Here is a 20,709-nt window from a genome sequence, read left to right on the forward strand (position 1 = left end):
GGCGTCCCGAGCGGTCAGGTCAGGCTCGGCTCCCGCGGTGACCGGTCGAGGCGGTGCCGGCGTTGGTGGCGCAGCGGGATGACCGTGCCGGTGACGATCAGGGCGAGACCGAGCGCGATGAACGCCAGGGCGACCGGGATGCGCCACGGGTCGTCGAGGTAGAGCGCGGCGAACCACACCCGGCTGTCGCTGCCGCTGTGGATCATCCAGAGCGGGATGAGGCCCTGCGGGATCAGCGGGATCCAGCAGAAGGTCCAGCAGAAGGTGACAAGCGTCGACGTACCCCTGGGCAGTTTCGGCACCGGCGCCGCGACCCGCCCCCGCTTGTCGACGGCGCCCAGGGACACCGTGCCGCCGCCGCGCATCGCGGCGAGCAGCTCCGGGCCGGTCGCCCGCAGCCGGTCCGCGGCCCGCCGGCCGCCCCACATCGTCAGCCATCCGCCGGTGGCCATCCCGACCGCGACCGCCGCCCAGCTTACCGCGGGCCGGTCGAAGTGGGTGCCGGCCCAGGCGACCGCGGCGGCGGGCGCCGCGGTGAGGCAGGTCAGCAGCAGGGCGCCGATGACCTGTCCGAAGATCGGGCCGGCTTCGAGCGGGTTGCCGCTGCGACGTTTCGGCTCCATCACCGGGACCAGGGCGTAGACGGAGATCAGGGCGAGCAGTCCGGCGCCGCCGCCGAGCGTGGCGGCCAGCAGGGCCAACGCCCAGGGCCAGGTCTCGGCGGTGCCGCCGAGGATCGTGCCGACGACGGTGAGCACGATGGTGACCGGGGCGACCTGGAGCAGCCAGGCGAGCTGCCGGCCGCGGATCTCGGCGCGCTCCCCACCGGGATTCACCAGGCCCAGCCACAGGGCGGTGCCGTCGAGGCCGATCAGGTTCGACGAGGTGGCCGCCGCCATCACCGCGACGATCAGCCCGGCCCAGGGCAGCATGCCCCACCAGTCGACGACCAGCGGGACGAGCGTGTAGAGGATCCCGAAGAAGACGGCGTAGCAGAACAGGTGGGTCCGCATCAGGTCACGGGACCAGGTGCGCAGCTCCTTCGCGGCGACCACGCCGGCGGCGCCGCGGTCGGCGAGCCGGTCGAGCGGCGACCCCTGCCGCCCGCTGCCCGTCGGCGCCCACTGGTTCGGGCGGGTGGTGAGCCGGCGCACCAGCAGGCGCGCCCAGATCGCCAGCGCCGCGACGATCAGCACGGTCAGCCCGGCCAGCGCGGCGGCCACCCGGACCCAGTCGCCGTCGCCGGCCGCCTCGATCGCGGTCATCCCCCACGACGACGGCAGCCAGGCCAGCACGGTGGCGAACCGGGGCGGAAACCCGTAGGTCAGCAGCTCCGAGTCGACCGCCGCCCAGATCAGCACCCAGGACTGGTTGAGCAGCACCGCCATGGCCGCGTTGACGAGCGCGGCCAGGGCGGCGCCGAGCCGGGACCGGACGGCGACCGCGAGCACCCCGACCACCAGCCGGGACAACACCAGGACCAGGACCAGTTGCAGCGGCACGGCCGCGACGGAGACCGCGACACCTGCCGCGCCGTGGCCGACGGCGTAGACGACGAGCGACGCGAAGGCGACCAGGCTGACCACCGGCGCGATGCCGACGAACCCGGCGGCGAGCAGGCCGGACGCGAGGCGCAGCGGTCGCAGGGGCAGGAGGCTGAAGTGCTCCGGCCGCAGGCTGTCCTCGCCGCCGCCGGTGTAGACCGGACCGAGGAGCCAGCCGAACATCCAGCCGGCCAGCAGCACGGCGAGCAGGTCGGCGCGGGCGGCGCCGGGGACGAGGTCGGTGCCGGCCAGCGCGATGGTGCCGACGGCCAGCAGCAGGCCCACCACCCCACCGGTGATCATGTCGGCCGCGCGGGAGCCGGTGAGCGAGTGCGCCAGCACCCGCAGGCGCATCGCGATCAGGACGCCAGCCACGACGGCACCCTCCCGGCGCCGGCGCCCTCGCCGACGAGCTCGACGAAGCGGCTCTCCAAACTCTCACCGCCCCGCACCTCGGCCAGCGTGCCGACGGCCACCACCCGACCGGCGTCGATCACCGCGACGTGGTCGCAGACCTGCTCGACGAGCGCCATGACGTGGCTGGAGAGCACGATCGAGCCGCCGCCGGCGACGAAGGTCCGCAGCATCCCCCGGATGGTCAACGCGGAGACCGGGTCGACCGCCTCGAACGGCTCGTCGAGCACGAGCAGTCGCGGGGCGTGCAGCAGCGCGGTGGCGAGGCCGATCTTCTTCCGCATGCCGGTGGAGTAGTCGTTGACGAGCGTGCGCTCGGCGTCGAGCAGGTCGAGGATGTCGAGCAGCTCCTCGGCCCGACCGGCCGCGGTGGCCCGGTCCAGCCCGCGCAACCGGGCCAGGTAGACCAGCAGCTCGCGGCCGGTCAGCCGCTCGGGCAGCGCCAGCCCGTCGGGCAGCACGCCGACGAGGGCGCGGGCCTCGACCGGCGCGGACCAGACGTCCACGCCGAAGATCGCGGCCCGGCCCGCGTCCGGTCGGAGCAGCCCGACCGCCATCGACAGCGCGGTGGTCTTGCCGGCCCCGTTGGGGCCGACGAGCCCGTAGAACGAGCCGGCGGGCACCGAGAGCGTGACGTCACGCACGGCGGTCTTGGGGCCGAAGCGCTTGACCAGCCCGGTCAGCTCCAGCGCGGGCGACGAGCTGTCCGGTGCGGGCAGTCGCATGGGGAGACACTTCCGTCCGACGGGGATGGTCGGGCCGATCCTAGTCGGGTGACGCGGGTTCGGAGACGTGCGCCGTGACGATCCGCCAGCCGGCCGGCAGGCGTACCCAGGTCTGGGTCTGCCGGCCGGTGGCGGGGGTCCCGGCGTACCCGAAACGGGTCGTCACGACCGCGAGGTCGGGTCCGAACGTGGTGACCATCGGGTCGACGAGCCGGCGGCCGGCGGGCAGCGGTGGCTGCGCGGCCCGCCACTTGCGCTGCTCGTCCAGGCCGTACTGGTGGTCGGCGAGGCCGAACCGCACGGTCCGGTCGGAATCCCAGAACCAGCCGCAGATCCGGTCCGCGTCGCCGTCGACCAACGCCTGCTCGTAGTCGGCGAAGGCCGCCGTGACCTCGGCCACCACGTCCGACCGGTCGATCTCCATGCGGTTCGTCCCCTTCCGCCGTCGGGTCCGCCGGCCTCAGCCGCGCACCGCCGGCGCCGGCTGTTCGACGGCGACCGGGCCGGTGGGTACGGGCGGTTCGTGCCGGCGGTCCAGTTCCCGTTCCTCCTCGTCGGGGACTCGGGGCGCGGGACGGCCCAGCGCGAAGACCGCGCAGATCACCGCGATGAAGAGGTAGCCGAGCGCCACCGGACCGTTGGCGTTCCACTCGATCTTCTCGCCGTGGATCAGCCCGACGAAGGACAGCAGCGCGCCGGTGCCGGCGAAGATCGCGGCCCGCAGGAACCGCTTGTCGATGATGAAGACCACCGTCGCGCCGAGCACCAGGCCGGCGAGGATCGCGCCCCGGCCGAGCACGAGCAGGCCGTCGTAGACCACGCCGGCGCCGTTGAGCGCGTCGTCGCCCACCGCGGCGGCGGTGGTGCCGGCCGCGGCCAGGGCGTTGTCGATCTGGCTGGTGGCCCACGCCGCGATGTTCGGGATGAGCGCGGCGACCACGGCGGCGGCGTGCGCCCGCGGTGTCGCCTGGAACGCCTGCGCGCCGATCAGCAACCCGATGTAGAGCAGGATCGGCACGATGGCAGGCGTCGGGAAGATCGTCGCCAGCAGGCCGAACATGCCCAGGAAGCAGAGCACCGCGATCACGATGCCGGTCGCCATCGAGTAGCCGCTCCGGCCGCCGGCCGCCTTCCAGCCCGGATGCCCGACGTAGACGGCGGGCGGGAACGGCGAGCCGAGCGCCGCCCCGATCACCGCACCCGCGCCGTCGGCGAGCAGCACACTGCGCAGGTTGTAGTTGTCCCCGGCGGTCGCCGCGCTCTCCACGTTGGACATGCCCTCGGTGAAGTTGTAGACCCCCAGCGGGATCGCCGTCGCCAGCAGCGGCGCCATGTCACCCAGCCCGGTGAGCAGCAGGTCGACCCGGAACGAGGGTACGGCGACCGCGACGTCCCGGGCGGCGGCCGTGACGTCCGGCACCGACATGGCCCCGCCGAGCCAGCCGATCGCGGTGCCCAGCAGCAGCGCGGCGAGCCCGATCGGGAAGTTGAACGGCAGTTTCACGTCGGTGAGCAGGCCGATCAGGAGCAGCGCGAAGACCGGCAGGGCGACCCAGGCCATCCGCCACATCTGCCCGGCCGGATTCATCGAGATGAACGTGACGGAGATGCCGGCGAGCGTGCCGAGCAGGGCGGCCCGCGGCGCGTACCGGCGGATGTAGGGACCCACGAACGCGCCGATCAGCACGATCACGCCGATGATGAACGCCCACGCCAGCCCGGCCTCCCACGCCCGCACCGGATCCTCGGTGCGCAGGTAGATCGGCAGCATGATGACGAAGATGACGATGAACATGTGCGGCACGCTCGGCCCGTACGGCAGGGCCGTCACGTCGGTGCGGTTCTCCCGCCGGGCCAGCCGCCGCGCCAGGTGCGTGTAGTAGATGTTGCCGGCCACCAGGGCGATGCCGAGCGCCGGCAGGATGGTGCCGAACACCTCCCCCTCGGGGAGGTTCACCACCGCCAGGCACAGCCCGGTCAGGGTGAGCACGTTGACCAGGACGTTGACGCCGAAACCGAAGAACGCGTTGGTGTCGCCGCGCACCCAGAACGGAAGCGGCACGGCGGCGGACTTGGTGGGGACCATGGCTGCTCCAGGTCAGGAGGAGGGCTGCGGAAGGGAGGCGGTGGGCAGCGCGGCGCGGACCGAGGTGGAGTCGGCGACCCACCCGAAGATCCCGCCCTGGGCGGCGATCATGTCGAGCCCGACCCGGTGGAACTCCGGGAAGTAGGACCCGACGCAGTCGGCGAGCACGAGGCACTCGTACCCGCGGTCGTTCGCCTCGCGGACGGTGGTGTGCACGCACACCTCGGTGGTGACACCGGTGACCAGGAGGCTGCGGACGCCCCGCGCGACGAGCAGGGAGTCCAGGTCGGTGGCGTGGAACGCGCCCTTGCCGGGCTTGTCGACGACCGGCTCGCCGGGTCGCGGCGCCAACTCGTCGACGATGTCGTGGCCGTACTCGCCCCGGACCAGGATCCGGCCGTTGGGTCCGGGGTCGCCGATCCGCCGGCTCGGCGCGCCCCGCCGCAGCTTGGCCGGCGGGCAGTCGGAGAGGTCGGGCAGGTGCCCCTCGCGGGTGTGGATGACGGTCAGGCCGGCGGCGCGGGCGTCGGTGAGCAGCGCGGCGAGCGGGGCGATGGTGCGGCGGAGCTGGCCGACGTCGTTGCCGAGGCTCTCACCGAACCCGCCGGGCTCCAGGAAGTCGCGTTGCATGTCGATGACGAGCAGCGCGGTGCTCGGGACGTCGAAGGTGTAGGGGGCGGGGCGGGCGGCGACGGTCACCATGCTGCTGCTCCTCATTCCGTGGTGGCGGCGATGACGTCGTCGGCGGTGGCGACGCAGCCGAAGACGCCGCCCTGCATGGTCACCATGTGCAGCGCCGCGTCGTGGTTGGCCTTGTCGGTCGCGCCGGTGCAGTCGGAGAGGATCAGGCACTCGAATCCCCGGTCGTTCGCCTCGCGCATGGTGGTGTGCACGCACACGTCGGTGGTGATGCCGGTGAGGATCAGGTGCGTGATGCCCCGGGTGCGCAGCACCAGGTCGAGGTTGGTGGCGTAGAAGGCGCCCTTGCCCGGCTTGTCGACGATCACCTCGCCGGGCGCCGGGGCGACCTCGGGCACGATCTCCCAGCCCGGTTCGCCCCGGACCAGGATCCGGCCGGCCGGGCCGGGGGCGCCGATCTCGGCGCCGATCCGCGCCGACCGCCAGCGCTTGTTCGCCGGCAGGTCGGACAGGTCGGCCTGGTGGCCCTCCCGGGTGTGCACGACGAGCATCCCGAGGGACCGGGCGTGCGCCAGCAGCCGGGCGGTGGCCGGCAGCCCGGCCCGGGTCAGGCCGATGTCGTAGCCCATCGCGTCGACGTAGCCGCCCGGGCCGCAGAAGTCGGTCTGCCAGTCGATGCAGAGCAGAGCGGTACGCGCGGTGTCCGCCGCGCCGTCGTACGGCCACGGGTAGGGGTTGGCCGGTACCGGCCCGATGCTGCCCATCCTCACTCCCTGCTGTCGTCGTCACGGGGTCGCGTTCACCGCCGGGCGGCGTGGCGCCAGGCCCGCCATCCGCCGGCTGCGCTGATGTCCTCGACCTGCGGTCCCACGGCGTACGCCTCGCAGAGGAAGCCGAGCACGTCCCGCCCGTCGTGCAGTCGCACCCAGCCGAGCGAGAGCGGCGCCGGCACCCCGGCCAGGAGCCCGCCCACGGCGGACGCCGGCAGCCGCCACAGCTCGACGTCGATCGGCCGCCCGTCCGGGGCGGCCGGGGCGGCCCGGACCAGGCCGGGTAGCCCTTCGCCGTCCGGGGTGTCCATCCGGTAGAGCCGGTAGAGCGGCGCGGTCCGGGCCGCGCCGACCAGGGTGGCCCCGAGGCCGGTCAGCTCGCCGTTGCGGGACTCGCCGGCCAGGTGCCGCCCGACGACCGCGATCAGCAGCTCCGCGCGCGGGCCGGCCGACGCGGGCGGCGCGGCGGTCCCGGCCCCCGGGCCGCCCTCGGCGGTCTCGCCCACCGGGTCGCCGCCGGTGGTGAGGGCGGCGGCGAGCCGGGCCAGGGTGAGGTCGCTGAACGCGGGACCGACCAGGGTCAGGCTCGCCGGCCGGCCGGCGTCGGTGAACCCGTTGGGTACGGTCACCGCGGCCAGGTCGAGCAGGTTCGCGAACTGGGTGTAGCGGCCGAGGATCAGGTTCCGCCCGATCGGGTCCTCGGCGATCTCGTCGAGTGTGAACGTCGTGCCGACGGTGGGCACCACGAGCACGTCGATCTCCTGCCAGAGCTGCTCCACCCGGGCGGCCAGCTCGCGGAGCCGGTGCCGGCCCCGGAAGGCGTCGATCGCGTCGTAGCCCCGGCCGGTCTCCAGCACGGTCCGGGTCACCGGGAGGACCGACCCGGGGCGCGCCCGCAGGAATTCGTCGAGCGCGACGAGCCGCTCGGCGACCCAGGGGCCCCGGTAGAGCAGATCCCCCGCCTGGAAGAAGGCGTCGAGCGGCACCTGCCGCACGCCGCCGACCAGGGCGCCCAGTCGCCGTACGCCGTCGTCGAACCGGTCGGCCTGCCCGTGGTCGCCGAAGAAGTCGAGGTCCGCCGCTCCGGGCACCCCGAGGCGGAGCGTCCCCGGCGCGCCGGCGACCGCCCGGTCCGCCGGCAGCGCGCGCCCCCACGGGTCGGCCGCCGAGACGCCCCGGGCGGCGTGCAGCACGTCGACGGCGTCCGCCACGTCGGTGGCGAAGACCGACACGCAGTCCAGCGAGCGGCAGGCCGGCACCACGCCGGCGGTGCTGAGCAGGCCCCGGGTGGGCTTGAGGCCGACGATCCCGTTCATCGCCGCCGGCACCCGGCCGGAGCCGGCGGTGTCCGTACCCAGGGCGAAGCTGACCTGGCCGGCGGCGACCGCGACGGCCGATCCGGAGCTGGAGCCGCCGGAGATGAGGCCGCCGCCGAAGACGCTCTCGCCACGGCCGTACGGCGATCGGGAGCCGGTCAGGCCGGTGGCGAACTGGTCCAGGTTGGTCTTGCCGACGAGCATCGCGCCGGCGTCGAGCAGCCGGCGCACCACCGGCGCGTCCTCGGTGGCCCGGTAGCCGAAGTCGGGGCAGCCGGCCGTGGTGGTCATGCCGGCGACGTCGATGTTGTCCTTGACCGCGAACGGGATGCCGTAGAGCGGCAGCACGGCGGGGTCGGGGTGGCGGGTCAGCGCGTCGGCGCGGGCCCGCAGCTCGCCGGCCGGGACGGTGCTGATCCAGACCGGCCCGCCCGCCTGCCCGGCGAGCCCGGCCAGGACACGTTCGGCCTGTTCGGCGGCGTTCGTCGCGCCGCTGCGGTAGGCCGCCCGCAGCGCCGCGATCGAGTCGATTCGCTCTGCCATACTGTCGATTGTCGACAGTATGGTTACGAACGACGGCGCGGTTCGTAACGACGCCGTGACGCGCGACTAGCCGAGGTACGAGCGCGCGCCGTGCGCGGAGAGCACAGCGAGCACCTCCTCCGGATCTCCCCCGGCGACCGCCTCGAACAGCCGCTCGTGCCGGTGCACCCCGTCCGACGGCTGGGCCAGCTCCGCCTCGCGACGCAGGTTGACCGCCATGTAGAGCTGCACCTTCACCAGGATGGAGTCGTACACCGCCGACAGTTGCCGGTTGCCGGCGAGCGCGACGAGCGCGACGTGGAACGCCCGGTGCGCACCGGCAACCGCCATCCGGTCGCCCAGCCGCACCGCCTCCCGCATCCGGTCCAGCGCCGCCCGCAGGCCGACCAGGTCGCTCTCCCGACCCACCGGGACGCCCGCCCGCACCGCGAAGCGCTCCAACACGTCCCGCAGCTCGTACAACTCCCGTACGTCGCGGTCCGAGAGGGTGGCGACCCGGGCCCCCCGGCGGGGCACGTGCTCGACCAGCCCCTGCTGGGCCAGCAGGCGCAGCGCCTCCCGCAGCGGTGCCCGGCTGATCCCCAGACGCCGGGTCAACTGCTCCTCCACCAGGCGTTCGCCCGGGTCGCTCCGGCCACTGAGGATCTCCCGGGTGAGCCGGGTGACGGCGAGGTCCACCAGGCTGACACTCTCCAGCTCGCCATCCGTCGGCGATGCGGCCACGTCGTTCACGCCGCCGAGTCTGCCACCTGAACCCCGCCGTCCGGATCGGGCCGCTCCTAGCCCTTCCTGCCGTCGAAGGACTTCGCCTGGCACTCCAACTCCATCGCCTCGTTCGGCGCCCAGTCGTTGAAGCCGGGGCCCGGCACCCACCTGCCGTCCTTCTTGACCAGGGGCTTGCCGTTCGCCACGACGCACCTGTGGTAGTTCTCGTTGTCGTCGGCCCAGTACGGGTTCTTGTCCTCGTCCAACTCCGGGGCCAGGACCGGCCGAAGCTTCCCGCACGCCTGCACGTACCTCGGTTCGTTCGCCAGGATGCGCCCGTTCGTCTCGTTGGTGTCGCCGCCGGCGAGATCCAGCAACCCGTCCGCCGTGGTGCGCGTCGGCACGCCCTCCTTCTTCAGGCACTGCAACCAGGGCTGGTTCATCCGGTTCTGCTCCTCGGTCGTGGTGTCCGGTCGGATCACCGGCGCCACCGGAGCGGGCGCCGTCGCGGCGGGAGCGGCGGCGCTCGACGACTCGAGCGTCGCCACCTCCGGACGGCCGGCGGGCTCCGCCTTCCGCGGCAGCGCGGCGCACCCGGCGAGGACGCCCAGGGAGACGGCGAGGACGGCGACGGGAAGCTTCGTACGCATGAGGGGACCTTTCGTCAGGTGGACGCGAGGGCTTCGGTGGGGGTGAGACGAGCGGCGCGCATCGACGGGTAGACCCCGGCGACCACGCCCACGAGCAGGGCGCCGCCGATGCCGGCACCGAGCGCGGCCGGCGGGATGACCGGCGGCCAGTCCTGGTGCGCCGCGTACCCGACGGTCGCGGCGACGCCGAGCAGGGTGCCGACGACGCCGCCGAGCAACGACAGGGCGACCGACTCGGCGAGGAACTGCGCGCGGATCTGGCCCCGGTGGGCGCCGAGGGCCCGGCGCAGGCCGATCTCGCGGCGCCGCTCCAGCACCGAGATGACCATCGTGTTGGCCACCCCGATGCCGCCGACCAGCAGCGCCACCCCGGCGAGGCCGAGGAAGAGCGCGCTGAACGTGGTTTCGGTGGTGCGTTTCGCGGCGAGCGCGTCCGAGGGGCGGGTGACCCGGACCAGGCCCGCCCGGCCCGGCATCACGGTCGCCGGCAGCACCTCGCGGACCGCTTCGACGGCGGGCTCGTCACAACGCACGTAGACCACCGTGGGCCGACCGTCGAAGCCCAGCTCGCGCTGCGCGGTGGGCCAGCCGACGAGGGCGGCGCGATCAATCTCGGGGGCCAGCGGGACCGGGTCGAGAATGCCCGTCACGGTGAACCAGCGGCGGCCGATGAAGAGCTGCGGGCCGCCGGCCGGGGTCTCGATGCCGAGCCGCCCCGCAGCCTCCGCGCCCAGCACGACGGCCGGGAACCGCGCGGTCGGGGCGTCGAGCCAGCGACCCGACCGGACGTGGCCGTCGAGGAGGTCGAGCAGTCGCGGCTGGGCGGCCAGCACGGTGGTGGCCGCCGAGTTGTCCGCGCGGTCGTTGCGCGCGATGGTGCTGCGTGTGTTCGCCACCGCCGCCGCGTCGGTGACCGGTCCGATCCGACGCGCCATCTCGCTTGCGTGCTCGTCGAACGCCGCCGGCGGTTGCTGGTCGGGCAGCGCGCTGGCCTGGAGCAGATTGGTGCCGAGCTTCGCCAGGTCGCGCATCAGGGCCTGCTCGCTGGCGGCCGGGATGCCCATCACCACGACCATCGTGGCGATGCCGATGGAGATGCCGAGCGCCGACAGGGCGGCCCGCGCCCGGCGTACCCGCAGGCCCACCAGGCCCAGGGCGAGAAGGTCTCTGGGGGACAGCCGCGTGGTCCTCATGCCGGCCTCGTGTCCGCGACGACGGCGCCGTCGCGCATCTCGACGCGGCGCGGCAGCGACCCGGCGACGTCCCGGTCGTGGGTGATCACCACGATCGTGGCGCCCTCCGCGTTGAGCCGGCGGAGCAGGTCGAGCACGGCCCGCCCGTTCGCGGTGTCGAGCGCGCCGGTGGGCTCGTCGGCCAGCACCAGGGCCGGCCGGGTGGCCAACGCGCGGGCGATCGCCACCCGCTGCTTCTCGCCGCCGGAGAGCTGGTGCGGCAGGTGCTCCGTCCGGTGCCCGAGGCCGACCCGGTCGAGCGCCGCCCGGGCCACGTCGCGGCGCTCCCGCCGGGGTACGCCGGCGTAGAGCAGCCCGGTGCCGACGTTCTCCGTGGCGGTGAGGCCGTCGGTGAGGTGGAACTGCTGGAACACGAAGCCGATGCTGCGCCCGCGTAACGCGGACACCTGCCGGTCGGAGAGCGTGCCGACGTCGTGTCCGCGCACGAGGACCGTGCCGCTGGTCGGGCGGTCCAACGTGCCCATGATGTTGAGCAGGGTCGACTTGCCGGAGCCGGAGGCGCCGACGATCGCCAGCAGCTCGCCGTCGGCGACGGTGAGCGAGACCCGGTCGAGGGCGGTCACGGCGCCGCCGTAGACCATGCTGACGTCGCGTACCGCCAGGACGATGTCGGTCATGAGGCGGTGACCACCCGGGTGCCCTCGTCCACGCCCGCGCCGCTGATCTCGACCATGCCCATGGCGAACATGCCCGTCTCCACGGCGACCGTCGGTCCACCCGCGACCTGGACGGCGTAGCCGCCCTCGCGCAGCGCGAGCAGCGCGGCGATCGGCACCGCGAGCACGTCCCGGCGGCTCTCCCCCGCGAACGACACCTGCACCGGCGCCGAGTCCAGGTTCCGGACCGCCGCCGAGTCCCCGAGCTCCACGGTCACGGTCACCTCGGCGGCGGTGGCGTCCTCGTCCCCGCCCGCCTCGGGGCTGCGGGCGTCGCGGTCGATCCGGGTGACCCGGCCCCGGGTCGTGTCGCCGGCCGGCAGTTCCACGTCGACCGTGGCACCGTGCCGGATCGAGCCCAGCTCGGCGGCCCGCACCGCGACGGTGACGACCTTCCGCGTGCCGGTGACGGTGAGCACGTCACCGGTCGCCGGGTCGCCGAGCTGGGCGGTGACCCGGCTGACCCGGGCCGCGCCGGGCAGCACGACCACGTCCACCGGGTCGAGCACGCCGGTCGCCGGCAGGCCGGCGTCCTTCTGCCACGCCTTGACCGCGCGGACCACCTGCGCGGTGAGCACCGCGTCGCCGGGCCGGACGGTGAGCGTGGCGGACTTCCCACTCGGCTCGTCACCGACCCGGTAGCCGAGGGCACGCAGGTTGTCCACCAGCACCCGGACGTCCCGGCCGACCAGGTCGGGGCCGTCCAGCTTGCGGAACAGCGGCGTAGTTCCGTAGAGGACCGTCACCGGGCGGTCGTCGTTGCGGTACAGCGGCCGGCCCCGCTTCACCGCCGCGCCGACGGCCGGCAGCCAGGTCACCGTCCCGCCGGTCGCCCGGATCGTGCGCGGCACCCCGTACCCGAGGGTGCCCGGCATCGTCCGCGCCGTCGACAGGTCGGTCCGCTCCACCGCCACGGTCGCCGCCGCGTTGTCGTGCTTCCCGGCCCGGACCGGCTCGTCGGCGGCAGCGAGCCACCTGGTCACCACGACCTGGCCGGCGACGCCGGCGGCCAGCACCACGGCGGCGAGCGCCAGCGCCCTTGCCCGTCTCGTCATGCCCACCACGGTGGCCGGGAGTCGTCCGGACCCGGTCAGCGGTTTGTCGAGCGGTTGTCAGGTTTCGCCGGCGGCGTCGTCGGGGGTCCTACAGTCGGACCGTGCTCGCCAGAATCCTGATCGCGGAGGACGACCCCCGGCAGGCCGAGATCGTGCGGCGTTACCTCCAGGCCGCCGGCTGGGACCCGGTGGTGGTCGCCGACGGCCGCGCGGCCATCGCGGCCGTCCGGCGGCGCGTGCCCGACCTGGTCGTGCTCGACGTGATGATGCCGGAGATCGACGGCCGGGACGTGTGCCGGGTGCTCCGGGTCGAGTACGACGTGCCGATCCTCATGCTCACCGCGCGTTCCGGCGCCGACGACCGGGTGCTCGGGCTGGAGGTCGGCGCTGACGACTACCTGACCAAGCCGTACGACCCGCGTGAGCTGGTCGCCCGGGTGCGGGCGCTGCTGCGGCGCGCGGCCCGGCGTCCGCCGCGGGAGGCCGGGCTGCGGGTGGGCGCGCTGACCGTGGACACGGCCGGACACACGGTACGCATGGACGACGTCGACGTCCCCTGCACCCGCCGCGAGCTCGCCGTGCTCGCGGTGCTGGCCGCCGAGCCGGGGCGGGTCTTCACCCGGCCGCAGCTCGTCGAACGGATCAACGGCCTGGACCGGAACGCCACCGACCGGGGTGTCGACATGCACGTGATGAACCTGCGGCGCAAGCTGGAACGCGACCCGCGCCGCCCGGCCTACCTGCTGACCGTGCACGGCGTCGGCTACAAGCTCGTCGACGGGTCGGCCGGGTGAGCCGTCCCGTTCCGCCGCACCGCAGCCTGGTGGTGCGGCTGCTGGGCACCTCGGTGCTGATCGTCGTGCTGTCGGTGGCGACCGCCGCCTGGCTGGCGGCGAAGACCGCGACCAGGGCGGCGCAGGAGGAGCGCGGCGAGTCGCTGGCCGGCGACTCGCGGATCTACGACACGCTGCTCGGGTACGCGGCGACCCACCCGGCGTGGGACGGCGTCGAGTTGACCGTCCAGGCCCTCGGCGAGGAGACCGGGCGGCAGGTCACACTCACCACGACCGACGGGACGCCGATCGCCGCGACCCATCCGGGGGCCGCGTCGCCGGACCGGCCGACGGCGGTCGTCGACCCGCTCGGCGCCGCCTCCGGCGTCATCGATCCCCGCGCGGTCGGCCCGTACGAGCTGACCCCGCGGGAGCGGGCCGAACAGCACCGGCTGGCCGAGCAGCGGGTGAGCTGCCTGCGCCGGCAGGGCATCGAGGCGACCGTGCACGAGGCGCCCAACGGTCGCGCGGTGGTGCGGCTGGGCTCGCGGAACCCGACACCGCGGGCGGACTGCCGGTTCCGCGAGACCACGGCCACCAGCACCGAGAAACTGGCGGTGGGCGATCTGCGGGACCGGGTCACCCCGTGCCTACGGGAGCGTCGGATCGGCGCCATCGACCTCGACTACGACCTCACCTGGCAGTTCCACGACCCGGAGGCGCCGGCCAGCCGGGTGGACGCCCAGGACTGCGTGGACGAGGCCCGGCGCGCGCAGCTCCGCCCCTACGTGGCCGAGCCGGCCCGCCTCTACCTCAGCCGGCCCGCCCGACCGCCGACCCCGGTGTTCGACCTGTCCGCCGGCAGCACGCTGCGGATCGCCGGGGCCACCGGGTTCGTGCTGCTGGTCGCGATCACCGCGACCCTCGTCGTCGGCATGCGCCTGGTGCGGCCGTTGCGGGCGCTCACCGCCGCGGCGGATCGGGCCACCCATCGGCCCGAGCCGGTGGCGATCGCCCGCAACGACGAGATCGGCCGCCTGGCCGGCGCGTTCAACGACCTCGCCGAACGCAGCGAGCGCAGCGAGGCGCAGCGCCGCACCATGGTCAACGACATCGCGCACGAGCTACGCAGCCCGCTGACCAACATCCGCAGTTGGCTGACCGCCGGCCAGGACGGGCTGGCCGACCTCGACCAGGACATGCTGCGGCTGCTGCTGGAGGAGTCGGGCCTGCTCCAGCACATCGTCGACGACCTCGCCGACCTCGCCGACGCCGACGCCGGCACGCTCGCCCTGCACCCGGGCGAGCACGACGTCGCCGAGCTGCTCGCCCAGGTCACCGAGGCGCACCGGGGCGCCGCCGACCGGGTGGGCGTCGCGGTGCGGCGCACCGTCACCGGTGATCCGGTGGCGGTGGTCGACCAGGCCCGCTTCCGGCAGATCGTGGGCAACCTGCTCAGCAACGCGATCCGGCACACCCCGGCGGGCGGCCGGGTGGAGGTGCGCGCCCGGGACGACGGTGGCGACCTCGTCGTCGAGGTCGCCGACACCGGGGTGGGCCTCTCGTCCGCGGACCTGCCGCACGTCTTCGACCGGTTCTGGCGTGCCGACAAGGCCCGCACCCGTGCCACCGGTGGCAGCGGGCTGGGCCTGTCGATCGCCCGCCGGCTGGCCCAGGCGCACGGGGGCAACCTGACCGCCGTCAGCACGCCGGGCGCGGGCAGCACCTTCACGCTGCGACTGCCCGGGCACGGGCGGGTCGCGCCGATCGGGAGCGAATCCGGCCGGCGCGGCGTCGAACCCGGGGTGACTCGTTCGTAGCACAGGTGAGGGCGACCGGGCACGGTCGCCGGGAGACGGGAGCAACGCATGGCGCGATATCTGATCTCGTTCAACGACGGCGGGATGGACCACATCCCCACCGAGGAGTTGCCCGAGGTGAGCAAGGCCACGCACGCGGTGACTCAGGACGCCGTGGACGCCGGCGTGTTCGTGTTCGGCGCGGGACTGGAACGCCAGCAGGCGAGCGTCGTGGCCACGGACGGAATGGTCACCGACGGTCCCTACCCGGAAACCAAGGAGGTCATCGGCGGGTTCGTGGTCGTCGACGTGGCGTCCCGCGAGGAGGCGCTGGCCTGGGCCGCCCGGTTCGCCGAGAGCTGCCGCTGCGCGCAGGAGGTTCGGGAACTCCTGCCCGATCCCGAGCTGGACGCGATGCTGTACCGGGCCGACCGGCGATGGTGACGGTCGAGGGTGCGCCCCGTCCACCGGGACACACCCTCGACCCCTCCACGTTCCCGCCGGGTCAGCAGCCGATCCGGCTGGACCCGACCGCGACGTCGTCGTACCAGAGGGTGTCCGACCCACCGCCGTAGCTCTCCCAGCCCAGCTTCAGGTCGGTGAGCTGCGGTCGCCAGGTGCGGTTGTACCACTGGCCGTCGATGTCGTGCGTCGGTGCGCCGTCCGCGGTCAGCCCGGCGACCGCGGACCCGTCCAGCCAGGTACGGAGCTGACCGGCCGAGCCGTCCACCATGAACTCCAGGCAGGCCCACCGGTTGGTGGGCAGCGGCAGGCTCTGCGCCACGCCGGCCGGGCTCTGTTCGGGCAGGGTCGCGTCGTCGGAGGCGCGGTTCCACTGCATGGCGCCGTTCTGGCCGCCCATCCGCAGGTCCTTGTTGCCGTCGGCGGCGTCGGTCATCGCCAGCATGGTGGTGTGGTCGGTGGGCTGGGCGGTGGTGTGCCGGACCCAGATCCGGGCGTACCGGACACTGCCCACGCTGCCGAGGTTCTTGGTGGCCCGGATGAAGACGTGGTTGCAGTATCCGGCGGCGCCGTTGATCCGGACCGCCCGGCTGCCGCTGTGGGTGGTGGTCGTGTCGATGGTGGCCGTGCCGGCGCCGGAGCAGTCCGGGTTCACCACGCTCCAGTCGCCGGACGGCGTCGAGCCGGTCTGGTTCTCGAAGCCGTCGCAGAGCACCGCCCCGGCGCACCCGACCGGCGGCGGCGCGGTGGTCGGCGGGTCCGTCGTGGGCGGGGCCGTGGTGGGCGGCGCGGTCGTCGGCGGGGCCGTGGTGGGCGGCGCGGTCGTCGGGGGCGGGGTGGTCGGGTTCATCGTGGTGGGCCCACCGGTCGGCTCGGCCCCGTTGCACGGCACGCCGTTCAGGGTGAATCCGGTGGGTGCGCCGCCGCCGGAGGCGAACGTGCCCTGCACGCCGAACTCGGTGGAGCCGCCGGCCGGGATGCTGCCGTTGTACGACACGTTACGTGCGGTCACCGTCGTCCCGGACTGGCTGACCGTGGCGTTCCAGCCGTTCGTGACGCGCTGGTCCCCGCCGTACGTCCAGGTGACGGTCCAGCTGGAGACGGCGGTGTCGCCTGGGGAAACCTTGATGTTGGCGGTGAAGCCGCCGGGCCACTGGTTGTTCGTGTAGTCGACCCGGCAGCCCTGCGCGGCGGCGGCCGGGCCGGTGAGCAGGGCCGTTCCGGTCGCGGCCACGGCGGCGGCCAACGCGGCGGCGGCGGCCAGGGTCGGGGCGGGGCGGGCACGGAGAATCGTCATGGAGGGTCCTTCTGCCATCGAGCGGGGCGGTAGCGGCACGGCGGCGCGCGTCCTGGACGGACGCGGTGCGACGACGCGCTCCGGTTGCGGCGCGGCGGTGCGCCACAGGGATTGGTCGGTGCTATGACCGATGTGCCCGGCTCGGGCGGTGCCCGCCCTCAATCTATTGACATATTGCTATTCAATCAAGCAGCCTGGTCCACACTTCGGACACTGATCGACATCGTCAATAGCATCGCGGAGCATCGATTCCATGAATGCCCGGTCCGCCGACGCTCGACCCACCACCGAGAGCGCGAGCCCCGAACAGACCCCCGCCGGAGCGTCACCGAGCGGGCGTGACCGGCGACGCCGACCGCGCCCCGAATGGGTTGTCGCGGCCCTGGCCAGCCTGCTGTTGGCGGTGGTGCTGACCTGGCCGACGATGCGACACCCGGCGACCACGATCCCGGGCGATCTCGGTGACCCGACGTTGCAGGCGTGGCAGGTCGCCTGGGCGGGACACGCCTTGCTCAACGAGCCCCTCAATCTCTGGCATTCGAACACGTTCTATCCCGAGAGATACACATACGCCTACAGTGACACGCTTCTCGGATATGCCCCGATCGGGATGCTCGGCTCCGGATTCGAGGCGGCCGTGGTGCGGTACAACGTGCTGTACGTGCTGCTGCACGCGCTTGCGTGCTTCGGGGCGTACGCGCTGGCGCGGCAGCTCGGGGCGAACCGGTGGGGCGGCGCGGTCGCCGGGGTCGCGTGGGCCTTCGCGCCGTGGCGGCTCGCGCACTCCGGCCACCTGAACATCCTGTCCAGCGGCGGCATCGCCCTCGCGCTGGCGATGCTGGCCCGTGGTCACGGCTGGTCGCTGCGCCACGGATACCGGCCGGAGCGGCGACGGCCCGGCTGGGCACTGGCCGGGTGGCTCGTCGCCGCCTGGCAGGTCACCCTCGGCTTCGGCATCGGGTTGCCGCTGGTCTACTTCCTGCTGGCCGCGGTGCTGGTGGCGGCCGGCGGCTACGGCTGGTCCTGGTGGCGTCGGCGGGAACGCCCACCGTTCGGCCGCCGGCTGCTGCTCGCGGACCTGGCCGGCGGCGCCGTGTTCGGCACCGTGACACTGCTGCTGGGCCTGGTCTTCCTGCGCGTGGTCGACCTCAACCCGCAGGCCCAACGGACGTTGGACTGGACGAAGATGTTCTCCCCACCACTGATGGGGTTCCTCACCGCGCCGGCCGACTCGTGGATGTGGGGCGAACGGCACGCCGCCGCGCGCGAACAGTTGAGCTGGCCGCCGGAGATGGCGCTGCTGCCGGGGATGACAGTGCTCGGGCTCGCCGCGGCCGGGCTGATCGTCTCGGCGTACCCGCTGCGGCGCCGGATCGCGCTCGGGCTCGGCGTGCTCGGCACGGTGCTGCTGGGCCTGGGCGCCACGCTCGGCGGGGACGGGGACCCCGGCTACCTGACGTTGTCCACGCACCTGCCGGGCTGGGACGCGCTGCGCACCCCGGGCCGGATGATGCACTGGACCAGCCTGCTGCTGGCCCTGCTGGCCGCCGGGCTGGTGACCGCGCTGGCCGAGTCGCCGGGCCGGCACGCCCCGTCGACCGCGCCGGACGGGTCGCCGGAGCGGCACACCCCCCGCCGTGCCACGCGGATCCTCATGCCGCTGCTCCTGCTGGTGCCACTGGGCCTGGTCACCGCGGAGGGGGTCAACACCACGCCCCACCCGGCCGTGCCGACGCCCCCGGCGGCGATGCGGGCCGCACCGGAACCGATGCTGGTGCTGCCCGCCGGCGGGGTGGGCGACCTGACGTACATGCTGTGGACGACCGACGGATTCCCCCGGGTGACGAACGGGTTGGCCGGGTTCGAGCCGGTCAGCCAGGCACAGACCAAGGCCGCCATCGCGTCCTTCCCCGACCCGGGCAGCGTGGCGTACCTGCGCGGGATCGGCGTGCGTTCGGTGGTGGCCGTGCCGAGCCGAGCTGCGGGGACGCCGTGGGAGGGCATCGAGACGCGACCCGTCGACGGACTGGGCATCACCCGGGAGGAGCTCGATGGCGCGCTCGTCTACCGCCTCTGACCGGGACGGCGCCGGGACGGCGACCGTACGGTTGTCGCTCGTGGTGCCCTGTTTCAACGAGGAAGCGTCGGTGGAGCGGTTGCACGAGACGGTGCACGCCGCGCTCGCCGGGCTACCCGACGTGGAGGTCGAGGTGGTGTACGTCGACGACGGCAGCACCGACGGCACCCTGGAGGCGCTGCGCCGGCTCGCCGCCGCCGATGCGAACGTCCACTACACGTCACTGAGCCGCAACTTCGGCAAGGAGGCGGCGATGCTCGCCGGCCTGCGGCGGGCGACCGGCGACGCGGTCGTCATCATGGACGCCGACCTCCAGCACCCGCCGCGGCTGCTGCCCGAGATGGTGACGCTCTACCGGCAGGGCTTCGACCAGGTGATCGCCCGCCGGGACCGGCGTGGTGACCGGTTCGTCCGCACGATGGCCTCGCGGTCGTTCTACCGGGCCATCAACTGGTGGATCGACGTGCGCCTGCTGGACGGTGCGGGGGACTTCCGGCTGCTGTCCCGGCTCGCGGTGGACGCGATCCTGACCATGCCGGAGTACAACCGGTTCTCCAAGGGCATGTTCTCCTGGATCGGCTTCCGGACCGTGGTGGTGTCGCACCGCAACGAGGTCCGGCAGGCGGGGCGGAGCCGGTGGACGTTCGGCAAGCTCTTCAACTACGCCTTCGACGGCCTGCTGTCGTTCAACAACCGGCCGCTGCGCCTGGCGATCTACGGCGGCCTGTTCCTCACCCTCATCGCGGTGGTCTACATGGCCTGGGTGGTCGCGGACGCCGTCGAGAAGGGCATCGACGTCCCCGGCTACACCACGATCATCGTGAGCGTGATCGGGCTGGGCGGCATCCAGATGATGCTCCTGGGTGTGATCGGGGAGTACATCGGCCGGATCTACTACGAGACCAAACGCCGGCCGCACTATCTGGTGCAGGAGACCGAGCGCCCGGCCGAGCGGTGAGCCCGCGTCTCCGCACGGGCGGCGGCGCCGGTTCGCGGAGCGGGTGCCAGCACCACCGGGAATGCGGGAGCCTGCACCGCTGATCCGGCGGCCCGGACGGCGCATCGTTCTCCCCATCAGGTTCGTCACTGCCACGGGGAGGCGACATGCCCACGAGGATCGACAGTCCGGCCGCGGCCGGCGTGCCGGCCGGTCGACGCCGGGTGCGCCGGCAGTTGCGCTGGGCGGTGCCGTTGCTGCTGGTCGCGATCGTTTTCGTCGGGTACGCGCTGCCGCCCTACCTGACGTTCGATCCGAGCCGGTCGCGGTTGCCGGTCCCGGAGGCCCACCCGCAGTACTATCCGCTGCTCGTCGCGCACATCGTGTTCGGCTCGGTGGCGCTGCTCGCCGGATGTTTCCAGGTGTGGCCGTGGTTCCGCCGCCGCTATCCGGTCGCCCACCGGTGGATGGGTCGGGCGTACTTCTTCGGTGGCGTCTTCCCGGCCGGCGTCGCCGTGCTGGGGGTGGCGCCGCTGAGCAGCACCGGCTTCGTCTCCCGGGTCGGCAACACCATGCTGGCGGTGCTCTGGCTGGCCACCGCCGTCGCCGGCTACCGGATGGCGCGGCAACGCCGGTTCGTCGACCATCGCCGGTGGATGGTGCGCAGCTTCGCGTTGACCCTGTCCATCGTGGCGAACCGGCTCTGGGTGGTCCTCTTCGTCGTCCTGCTGACGCCCCAGCTCGACACGACCTACGGCGGCGACCAGGACGCCCTGATCCGGGCCGCGGCCGGCGCCAGCGTCTGGATGAGCTGGGTGGTCAACCTGCTGGTCGCCGAATGGTGGCTGGAGCGCGGCCCCGCCCGCGGCCGGACCCGGCCGGTGGGGACGTGACCGGCGCAGGCCGTCGCGGTGTTGGTGTCGTCGATGGCGGAGTGCCACGGCCGGATCCCGTCCTTCGGGAGGGAACTGTCGTACATCAGCGCGGGTCTATGGGTCTGCGTGTGCG

At 73.7% G+C, this 20,709-nt stretch carries 18 protein-coding genes and 1 pseudogene; 6 read left to right on the forward strand and 13 right to left on the reverse strand.

Features of this window, described 5'->3' with window-relative positions:
* Window positions 1-14: 14 nt before the first annotated feature.
* From O7602_RS19425 to O7602_RS19480, 12 genes are all read right to left on the reverse strand, one after another.
* Complete coding sequence (locus O7602_RS19425; protein WP_281584060.1) at window positions 15-1,919, reverse strand: hypothetical protein; 1,905 nt, start codon at window positions 1,917-1,919, stop codon at window positions 15-17.
* Complete coding sequence (locus tag O7602_RS19430) at window positions 1,904-2,683, reverse strand: ABC transporter ATP-binding protein (protein WP_281584061.1); 780 nt, start codon at window positions 2,681-2,683, stop codon at window positions 1,904-1,906. Before O7602_RS19430 ends, O7602_RS19425 begins: the two co-directional genes overlap by 16 nt.
* A 40-nt stretch (window positions 2,684-2,723) precedes the next feature.
* On the reverse strand, window positions 2,724-3,107 hold the full coding sequence (locus O7602_RS19435; protein WP_281584062.1) for an AtzH-like domain-containing protein: 384 nt from the start codon (window positions 3,105-3,107) through the stop codon (window positions 2,724-2,726).
* A 36-nt stretch (window positions 3,108-3,143) separates the two neighbouring features.
* On the reverse strand, window positions 3,144-4,769 hold the full coding sequence (locus tag O7602_RS19440; protein ID WP_281584063.1) for a regulator: 1,626 nt from the start codon (window positions 4,767-4,769) through the stop codon (window positions 3,144-3,146).
* Window positions 4,770-4,781: 12 nt separating this feature from the next.
* A complete protein-coding gene (locus O7602_RS19445; RefSeq protein WP_281584064.1) occupies window positions 4,782-5,471 on the reverse strand; it encodes a cysteine hydrolase in 690 nt (229 codons plus the stop codon).
* An 11-nt stretch (window positions 5,472-5,482) separates the two neighbouring features.
* Window positions 5,483-6,172, reverse strand: a complete 690-nt coding sequence (locus tag O7602_RS19450) for an isochorismatase family cysteine hydrolase (RefSeq protein WP_281584065.1) — start codon at window positions 6,170-6,172, stop codon at window positions 5,483-5,485.
* 35 nt (window positions 6,173-6,207) lie between these two features.
* Window positions 6,208-8,037: an allophanate hydrolase gene (atzF, locus tag O7602_RS19455; protein ID WP_281584066.1), complete on the reverse strand. Its 1,830-nt coding sequence runs from the start codon at window positions 8,035-8,037 to the stop codon at window positions 6,208-6,210.
* A 66-nt stretch (window positions 8,038-8,103) separates the two neighbouring features.
* Window positions 8,104-8,769, reverse strand: coding sequence for a GntR family transcriptional regulator (locus O7602_RS19460; protein WP_281584067.1), 666 nt, complete (start codon window positions 8,767-8,769; stop codon window positions 8,104-8,106).
* A 47-nt stretch (window positions 8,770-8,816) separates the two neighbouring features.
* Window positions 8,817-9,392 carry a hypothetical protein gene (locus O7602_RS19465; RefSeq protein ID WP_281584068.1) on the reverse strand — a complete coding sequence of 192 codons (576 nt, stop codon included), beginning with the start codon at window positions 9,390-9,392 and terminating at the stop codon, window positions 8,817-8,819.
* 14 nt (window positions 9,393-9,406) lie between these two features.
* A complete protein-coding gene (locus O7602_RS19470; protein ID WP_281584069.1) occupies window positions 9,407-10,585 on the reverse strand; it encodes an ABC transporter permease in 1,179 nt (392 codons plus the stop codon).
* Window positions 10,582-11,262 (reverse strand): ABC transporter ATP-binding protein, encoded by a 681-nt coding sequence (locus O7602_RS19475; protein ID WP_281584070.1) that lies wholly within the window; start codon window positions 11,260-11,262, stop codon window positions 10,582-10,584. Before O7602_RS19475 ends, O7602_RS19470 begins: the two co-directional genes overlap by 4 nt.
* Window positions 11,259-12,356, reverse strand: coding sequence for a peptidoglycan-binding domain-containing protein (locus tag O7602_RS19480; protein ID WP_281584071.1), 1,098 nt, complete (start codon window positions 12,354-12,356; stop codon window positions 11,259-11,261). The genes O7602_RS19475 and O7602_RS19480 overlap by 4 nt, the downstream gene beginning before the upstream one ends.
* A 101-nt stretch (window positions 12,357-12,457) precedes the next feature.
* Here O7602_RS19480 and O7602_RS19485 point away from each other — a divergent pair, with 101 nt between their 5' ends.
* The 3 genes from O7602_RS19485 to O7602_RS19495 are packed head-to-tail and all read left to right on the forward strand — an operon-like array spanning window position 12,458 to window position 15,372.
* Window positions 12,458-13,150, forward strand: coding sequence for a response regulator transcription factor (locus O7602_RS19485; protein ID WP_281584072.1), 693 nt, complete (start codon window positions 12,458-12,460; stop codon window positions 13,148-13,150).
* Window positions 13,147-14,949, forward strand: a complete 1,803-nt coding sequence (locus tag O7602_RS19490) for a HAMP domain-containing sensor histidine kinase (RefSeq protein WP_281584073.1) — start codon at window positions 13,147-13,149, stop codon at window positions 14,947-14,949. The genes O7602_RS19485 and O7602_RS19490 overlap by 4 nt, the downstream gene beginning before the upstream one ends.
* 48 nt (window positions 14,950-14,997) lie before the next feature.
* Complete coding sequence (locus O7602_RS19495) at window positions 14,998-15,372, forward strand: YciI family protein (RefSeq protein ID WP_281584074.1); 375 nt, start codon at window positions 14,998-15,000, stop codon at window positions 15,370-15,372.
* A gap of 61 nt (window positions 15,373-15,433) precedes the next feature.
* Here the strand turns inward: O7602_RS19495 and O7602_RS19500 are convergent, their stop codons facing one another.
* The gene (locus tag O7602_RS19500; RefSeq protein WP_281584075.1) at window positions 15,434-16,687 is read right to left on the reverse strand and encodes a cellulose-binding domain-containing protein; all 1,254 of its coding nucleotides are present in this window, start codon (window positions 16,685-16,687) and stop codon (window positions 15,434-15,436) included.
* Window positions 16,688-16,940: 253 nt separating this feature from the next.
* Here O7602_RS19500 and O7602_RS19505 point away from each other — a divergent pair, with 253 nt between their 5' ends.
* From O7602_RS19505 to O7602_RS19515, 3 genes and pseudogenes are all read left to right on the forward strand, one after another.
* Window positions 16,941-18,764, forward strand: coding sequence for a hypothetical protein (locus tag O7602_RS19505; RefSeq protein ID WP_281584076.1), 1,824 nt, complete (start codon window positions 16,941-16,943; stop codon window positions 18,762-18,764).
* A pseudogene (locus O7602_RS19510) lies at window positions 18,739-19,713 on the forward strand (glycosyltransferase family 2 protein); the annotation flags it as partial. The gene O7602_RS19505 and the pseudogene O7602_RS19510, both read left to right, overlap by 26 nt.
* Window positions 19,714-19,868: 155 nt before the next feature.
* Window positions 19,869-20,594 (forward strand): DUF2306 domain-containing protein, encoded by a 726-nt coding sequence (locus tag O7602_RS19515; RefSeq protein WP_281584078.1) that lies wholly within the window; start codon window positions 19,869-19,871, stop codon window positions 20,592-20,594.
* Window positions 20,595-20,709: the final 115 nt, after the last annotated feature.

This window comes from Micromonospora sp. WMMD1128, assembly GCF_027497235.1.
In the GTDB taxonomy this organism is placed as follows: domain Bacteria; phylum Actinomycetota; class Actinomycetes; order Mycobacteriales; family Micromonosporaceae; genus Micromonospora.